The organism is Acinetobacter sp. UBA3132 (assembly GCF_002364825.1).
Taxonomy (GTDB): Bacteria; Pseudomonadota; Gammaproteobacteria; order Pseudomonadales; family Moraxellaceae; genus Acinetobacter; species Acinetobacter schindleri.
The window spans coordinates 30,154-36,352 of sequence record NZ_DEZM01000175.1 but is presented as its reverse complement, the minus strand read 5'-3'; the positions used below and the strand labels follow the sequence as shown (position 1 = coordinate 36,352).

6 protein-coding genes are annotated in these 6,199 nt (G+C 32.8%); all 6 read right to left on the bottom strand.

All coding sequences use genetic code 11. The features are described from left to right. Window positions 1-1,379, bottom strand: a 1,379-nt coding sequence (locus B4033_RS09545) for a lipopolysaccharide biosynthesis protein (protein ID WP_286833459.1), incomplete at its 3' end; no start/stop codon positions are given. A gap of 5 nt (window positions 1,380-1,384) precedes the next feature. After that, entirely contained in the window at window positions 1,385-2,518 is a 1,134-nt protein-coding gene (rffA, locus tag B4033_RS09540; RefSeq protein WP_286833457.1) for a dTDP-4-amino-4,6-dideoxygalactose transaminase, read from the bottom strand. After that, window positions 2,515-3,078, bottom strand: a complete 564-nt coding sequence (locus tag B4033_RS09535) for an acyltransferase (RefSeq protein ID WP_286833454.1) — start codon at window positions 3,076-3,078, stop codon at window positions 2,515-2,517. The genes rffA and B4033_RS09535 overlap by 4 nt, the downstream gene beginning before the upstream one ends. A gap of 1 nt (window position 3,079) precedes the next feature. Further along, window positions 3,080-4,108, bottom strand: coding sequence for a TDP-N-acetylfucosamine:lipid II N-acetylfucosaminyltransferase (locus tag B4033_RS09530; RefSeq protein ID WP_286833451.1), 1,029 nt, complete (start codon window positions 4,106-4,108; stop codon window positions 3,080-3,082). Window positions 4,109-4,111: 3 nt separating this feature from the next. Then, on the bottom strand, window positions 4,112-4,981 hold the full coding sequence (gene rfbA, locus B4033_RS09525) for a glucose-1-phosphate thymidylyltransferase RfbA (protein WP_286833448.1): 870 nt from the start codon (window positions 4,979-4,981) through the stop codon (window positions 4,112-4,114). Between the two features lies 1 nt (window position 4,982). Beyond that, window positions 4,983-6,038, bottom strand: coding sequence for a dTDP-glucose 4,6-dehydratase (gene rfbB / locus B4033_RS09520; protein WP_286833446.1), 1,056 nt, complete (start codon window positions 6,036-6,038; stop codon window positions 4,983-4,985). Between the last annotated feature and the right edge of the window lie 161 nt (window positions 6,039-6,199).

The window sequence follows — 6,199 nt, the reverse complement described above, 5'->3', positions numbered from 1 at the left end:
TCTTTCAATATTAACTTATATATGCTAATACCTGAAATTATAAGAATACCAAGCCAAAAAATCTTAAAGAACCAAAATAACTTTTCTTGAAGTACAGCATTGGTAATTGCCAAACCAATCATCATAAATACAATACAGTACATTTTTTTACGTGGAAAACTTTTCCATGCAAGAACAGAAAACTCTGTTCTAAGTATAAAAAGGACTAAAAATGCTAAACCACTGCTTATACTTGCACCTAAAGCCCCAAATTGAGGTGTTAATAAAAAATTAAAAAATATAGCTGCTAAAAGAGCACCTAAAGAAGCATAAAGAGAAAAATAAGATTTTCTACTAATTCCAATCCCTACCACGGTTGTCTCTGAAAGCGTATACAATAATGGAGCGATTAAGGCTGGCATCACAATATATTGAACAGAATTATACTGTTGTGGTAACACCAAAGCGATAATATTTGAAAATAAACCAACCAGTGAGACAATAAACATAATTATTATTGTCAAATACCAACTAATATCATGAATTTTATCTAGATTTTTATTTTCTTTTACCCATTTATATACAGTAGGAGCCCATACAGTCGAAAAGATACTTTGAACAATAATCGCAATAGCTGCAAAACTGGTTGCTACTGAGTAAATACCAAGCTCACTAAAAGTTGAATAGGTTTTTAGAAATATTCTATCTAGTGAATTTAATCCCCAAAAAGCCAAGCCACCAACAATCAATGGCGCACCAAATTTTAGCAATGGCTTGAGTTCATCAAAATTAAGATGAAGACCCTCTATGAAGAACCACTCACTCTTGGTATTCCATGCAAAAACCAAACAAGCAATAAGATTTGAAATTGCTAGCGCACATAACAAATGGATAAAATATTTATGTTCATAAACAAACACAAAACTGATTAGCAGTATAATGTTAATCAATTTAGGCCAAATTTGACTCATAGAAAAAAGAAATGCCTTTTCTTGCATTCTTAAGATCAAAGAAAAAAAGCGCGTTAAGTAATTTGTTATAAATGCTACAAGAACTAATATACTCATCCACACATTTTTTTCATCAAATAAATAATTTGACAGAAAATAAGGATTAATTATGAGAAAAAAGCTAAAAAACAGCAGTAGAATAAGACCAGGTAATGTTACTTGCATCCATAAGTTTTTCTTATTTTCTCTTTCATGATATTCCCTTACATAAGCTTGATCTAAACCTAATCCAAATAACATTGTTGAAAAAGCAATTATAACTTGTAAAAATGCTATACGACCAATATCTTCTACGGTAAAAAACCAAGCTGTTAAAGGCAGCGTGATAAAGCCCAAAAAGGCCCCACCAATAGGACCTATCGCAAAACCACCAATTTTCTTAATATTCATTAAAATTATGACTCAAAATATCTATAAATTGAATCAATAATTTTCTGAATATCTGTTTGTTTTATCCCATGCCACATAGGCAATCTAATGATTCTTTCACTCTCTAGCGTAGTAAACTGATCCTCACCATCAAACCGAGAGACCTTTGAACCAAATTCAGAAGAGTGTAAAGGAACATAATGAAAAACAGCTGAAATTCCTAATTTTTTTAGATACTCTATCAGATCCATTCTTTGACGGAGGTCTTTTAACTTTATATAGAACATATGGGCATTATGTTTACAATTATTAGGGATTTTTGCTAATTGCAACAAGTTTCTACTTTCTAAAGGTTTTAAACCTTTGTAATATTCATCCCAAGTGTTTAGCCTTGAATCATTTATCTCATTTGCGCCTTCTAATTGCGCGTATAAATAGGCTGCTTGTAACTCGCTTGGTAAGTAGCTACTACCAATATCAGTCCACGAATATTTATCAACCATTCCTCGGAAAAATTGACTGCGATTTGTTCCCTTTTCCCTAACAATTTCAGCACGCTCGATAAAATTACTGTCATTAATTAGAAGCAAGCCACCTTCACCACCACTTGTATAATTTTTCGTTTCGTGAAAACTATATGTACCCAGATGACCAATGGTGCCTAATGCCTTACCATGGTATGTAGACATCATTCCTTGAGCTGCATCCTCGACCACAAATAAATTATATTTATTTGCTAAATGCATAATCACATCCATTTCACAAGCAACACCTGCATAATGAACTGGTACAATTACCTTTGTTTTATTTGTAATAGCAGCTTCTATTTTACTTTCATCTATATTCATAGTATCAGGACGAATATCTACAAATACTATTTTAGCTCCACGAAGTACAAATGCATTTGCAGTGCTTACAAAAGTATAGCTTGGCATAATCACTTCATCACCCGCCTTAACATCAAGCAAAATTGCAGCGAGCTCTAATGCATGTGTACAGGATGGCATTAATAATGTTTTTTTAGACGATGTAGTCTTTTCAAACCATTGTTGACATAATTTAGTATATTTGCCATCACCACATAATTTTTCACTTTTGATAGCATCAGAAATATAGTTAATTTCTGTACCTAAAACAGGTGGCTTATTAAAAGGTATCACTTTTCAATCTCTTTATAGAAACAATCTACTAATTTTAACATTTCTTTACTTCTTTCCTTCAACTTAATAGCTGGTATCCCAACATATATACCCCAAGCCTCCGTATCTTTTAACAGGAGAGACATTGAACCTATTGAGCAACCTTCCGCTATGGTTACCCCTGGCATAACTGTTGAGTTAGCTCCGACAATAGAAAAACGCTCTAGTAAAACAGCAGACTTAAATTCCTTTTTATATTTAGAAGGAATTAATGAATTTGTCATAGTTTCACCTGAGTAATCATCACTTTGACTAAAAACTTTTACCCCATAAGCTAATGTAACAAAATCTTGTAATATTATTCCCTCTGTTCCACCTGCTAATAAGCACATAGGAGTAATATGACAATATGCTCCTATTTTTATTGAACCAGAAATAATACAAAAATCATCAATTCTTGAATTATCACCTATTTCTATTTGCTCACAATCATATATGGCTGCTTTATCACTTATTTTTACATTTTTTCCTAGAGATTTAAAACCCATATTTTTTAGATTTTCATAAGAAAGATATGCCATATTAATCCTCTAAAATTTTTTTCCACTGCATTAATAAATTATTTTTAGAAAAATATTGATTGATAATTAAAGAATTTTCCTTAAAACTAAAGTTTAAACTTAAATCGATATTATCTATATCAAAAGTTTTTACCGACAAGCTATTAAAAAAATCTTTTTGGGTTGTATTATCTCTCAAATAAACCTTTTTACCCATAGCCAATAAATTAATTGTATTACCCATAGCCTGTTGTCGCTTATGATTAAATACAGCAATGTCTATATTTTTCAAAAATCTTAAGTATTCAGAGTACTCCATAAAATCAACTATACCGATAAATTTATCTGAAAATAAAGATTTTCCATATTCAATCACTTCCTGCGCATAAAATTTATTTCCATAAGATAGTGGAACATAAATCCTAATATTGGAATCTTTAAATTTAACCAATTTTTTCAGAGCATCAAAATGTTCATTAGAGGGATCTGCAGAATTCCCCACAACTATATTAATTATAGAGTTTTCACTCTCTACTTTTTCCTGAAAACCCAAAGATACTACATTACTTAAATATTCAATTGTTTCTAGATATTCACCTTCTGCACAATAGTATTTTCTAGCCAAGTCAATATCACCTTTTATATAAGTCAAAAGAAAGGCGATTCTTTTAATTACATATTTACGGATTTTCTCCTTAAATCTATATTTCAGCCCTTTTTTAGGAAACATGAAGGTATATAAATCACCGCCCCAGATTACCCAATAACTTTTCTTAAGTAGCTTAGGATTGAGAGCGAGTATCAATATAACTTTAAAATTAAATAATCCATGTAGAATTATTTTATCAGCTGAATACATTGATCTTATGAGTAAAAAATAATATAAAAATCCACAATGTTGTACGGTATGTGTATCTCTTTGATAAGGATATTTTATTTCATCCCCTATCATATAAAATTCATTTTTCTCTTTCTCAAACTCATCTCTAATAAATTTCAGAAATGGAGGGATGAACTTATCCAACGTGCATACATGTAAATTTTTTGACATCACTTAAACTGCTAAAGAAATTAAATATTGACCGTAATCATTTTTACTCATACTTTGACCAATTGCTAAAACTAAATCTTTAGTTAACCAGCCATTATTTAATGCAATTTCTTCCAAGCAGGCAACTTTATAGCCCTGTCGCTTCTCTATTGTTTCTACAAACTGCGCTGCTTCAAGTAAACTCTCATGTGTACCTGTGTCTAACCAAGCAAAACCGCGTCCAAGCAATTCGACATTCAAATCACCTCGCTCTAAATACTTTTGGTTAACAGTCGTAATTTCCAACTCACCGCGCTCAGAGGGTTTCACAGATTTTGCGATATTAATAACATCGTTATCATAGAAATAAAGACCAGTTACGGCAAAATTTGACTTAGGATGTAATGGCTTCTCTTCTAAAGAGATAGCACGTTTTTGCTCATCAAACTCCACAACGCCAAAACGCTCAGGATCCTTAACTTGATACCCAAAAACTGTTGCACCCTTCTGACGAGCAACCGCTTGACGAAGCATTGGAGTAAAACCTTGACCGTAAAAAATATTATCGCCCAAAACTAAACATACATTACTCTGCCCAATAAAAGTTTCACCAATAATGAAAGCCTGAGCCAAACCATCTGGTGTCGGTTGAATTGCATATTCAAGCTCAATACCAAACTGAGAGCCATCCCCAAGTAAGCGCTTAAAACCGTCAATATCTTCTGGAGTACTAATTATCAGAATTTCACGAATTCCAGCTAACATTAAGACAGATAAAGGGTAGTAAACCATTGGTTTGTCATAAACAGGTAATAATTGCTTTGATATACCTTTTGTTATCGGATATAAACGCGTTCCCGAACCACCTGCCAGAATAATACCTTTTGTATTCATATTACTTTACACCCAATCTTTCACGCTGGTAACTGCCATCCTGAACACGACGGCACCAATCTAAATTACTTAAATACCATTCAACAGTTTTACGAATACCTGTTTCAAATGTTTCTTCAGGCTTCCATCCTAATTCATTTCCTATTTTTGATGCATCAATGGCATAACGCATATCATGACCCGGTCGATCGGTCACAAAGGTAATTAAAGATGCATAGGATTTTTGATCTGATCGAGGTTTTAATTCATCCAAAAGTTCACAAATGGTTTTAACTACTTCAATGTTTTGTTTTTCATTGTGCCCACCAATATTGTAGGTCTCACCAACCACCCCTTCAGTGACAACTTTATATAATGCTCGTGCATGATCTTCTACATACAACCAATCACGAATTTGATCACCCTTACCATAAATTGGAAGTGCTTTCTCATCTAAAGCATTTAAGATCACTAAAGGAATCAATTTTTCTGGAAAATGATAGGGACCATAATTATTTGAACAATTCGTTACGATTACAGGCAAACCATAGGTCCTGTGCCACGCCCGCACCAAGTGGTCTGAACTCGCCTTAGATGCTGAATATGGTGAACTAGGGGCATATGAAGTTGTTTCAGTAAAAAGATCCGTAGTGCCTTCTAAATCACCATAAACCTCGTCAGTTGAAATATGATGAAACCGAAATTTGGCTTGAGTTTCAGTATCCAATCCCATCCAATACTTTCGAGCTACTTCTAATAGGGTATAAGTCCCCACAATATTAGTCTGAATAAATGCTGCTGGGCCATCAATAGAACGATCCACATGGGATTCAGCAGCAAGATGCATAATTACATTTGGCTGAAACTCATGAATTGCTTTAGTAATATTAACTTCATCACAAATATCAATTTGTTTGAACTGATAGTTCGGATGCTGATCAATAGCTTTTAAAGATTCTAAATTTCCTGCATAAGTCAGTTTATCTATATTCAGAACTTGATTGTTAGTATTTTGAATAATATGGCGAATGACTGCTGAACCAATAAATCCGGCACCGCCTGTAAGTAAAATTTTCATAATTTCCTATCGTTATACTAACCACATACATCTGATTGATTTAAAATATATTTTAAATTACATAAAATATATTTTTCTTTCATTCGTGCTTCAAAATCGTCTATCAACATATTCTCAAACTCATCATTTACAACAGCTCAAATCACAGCATCATAATGGTA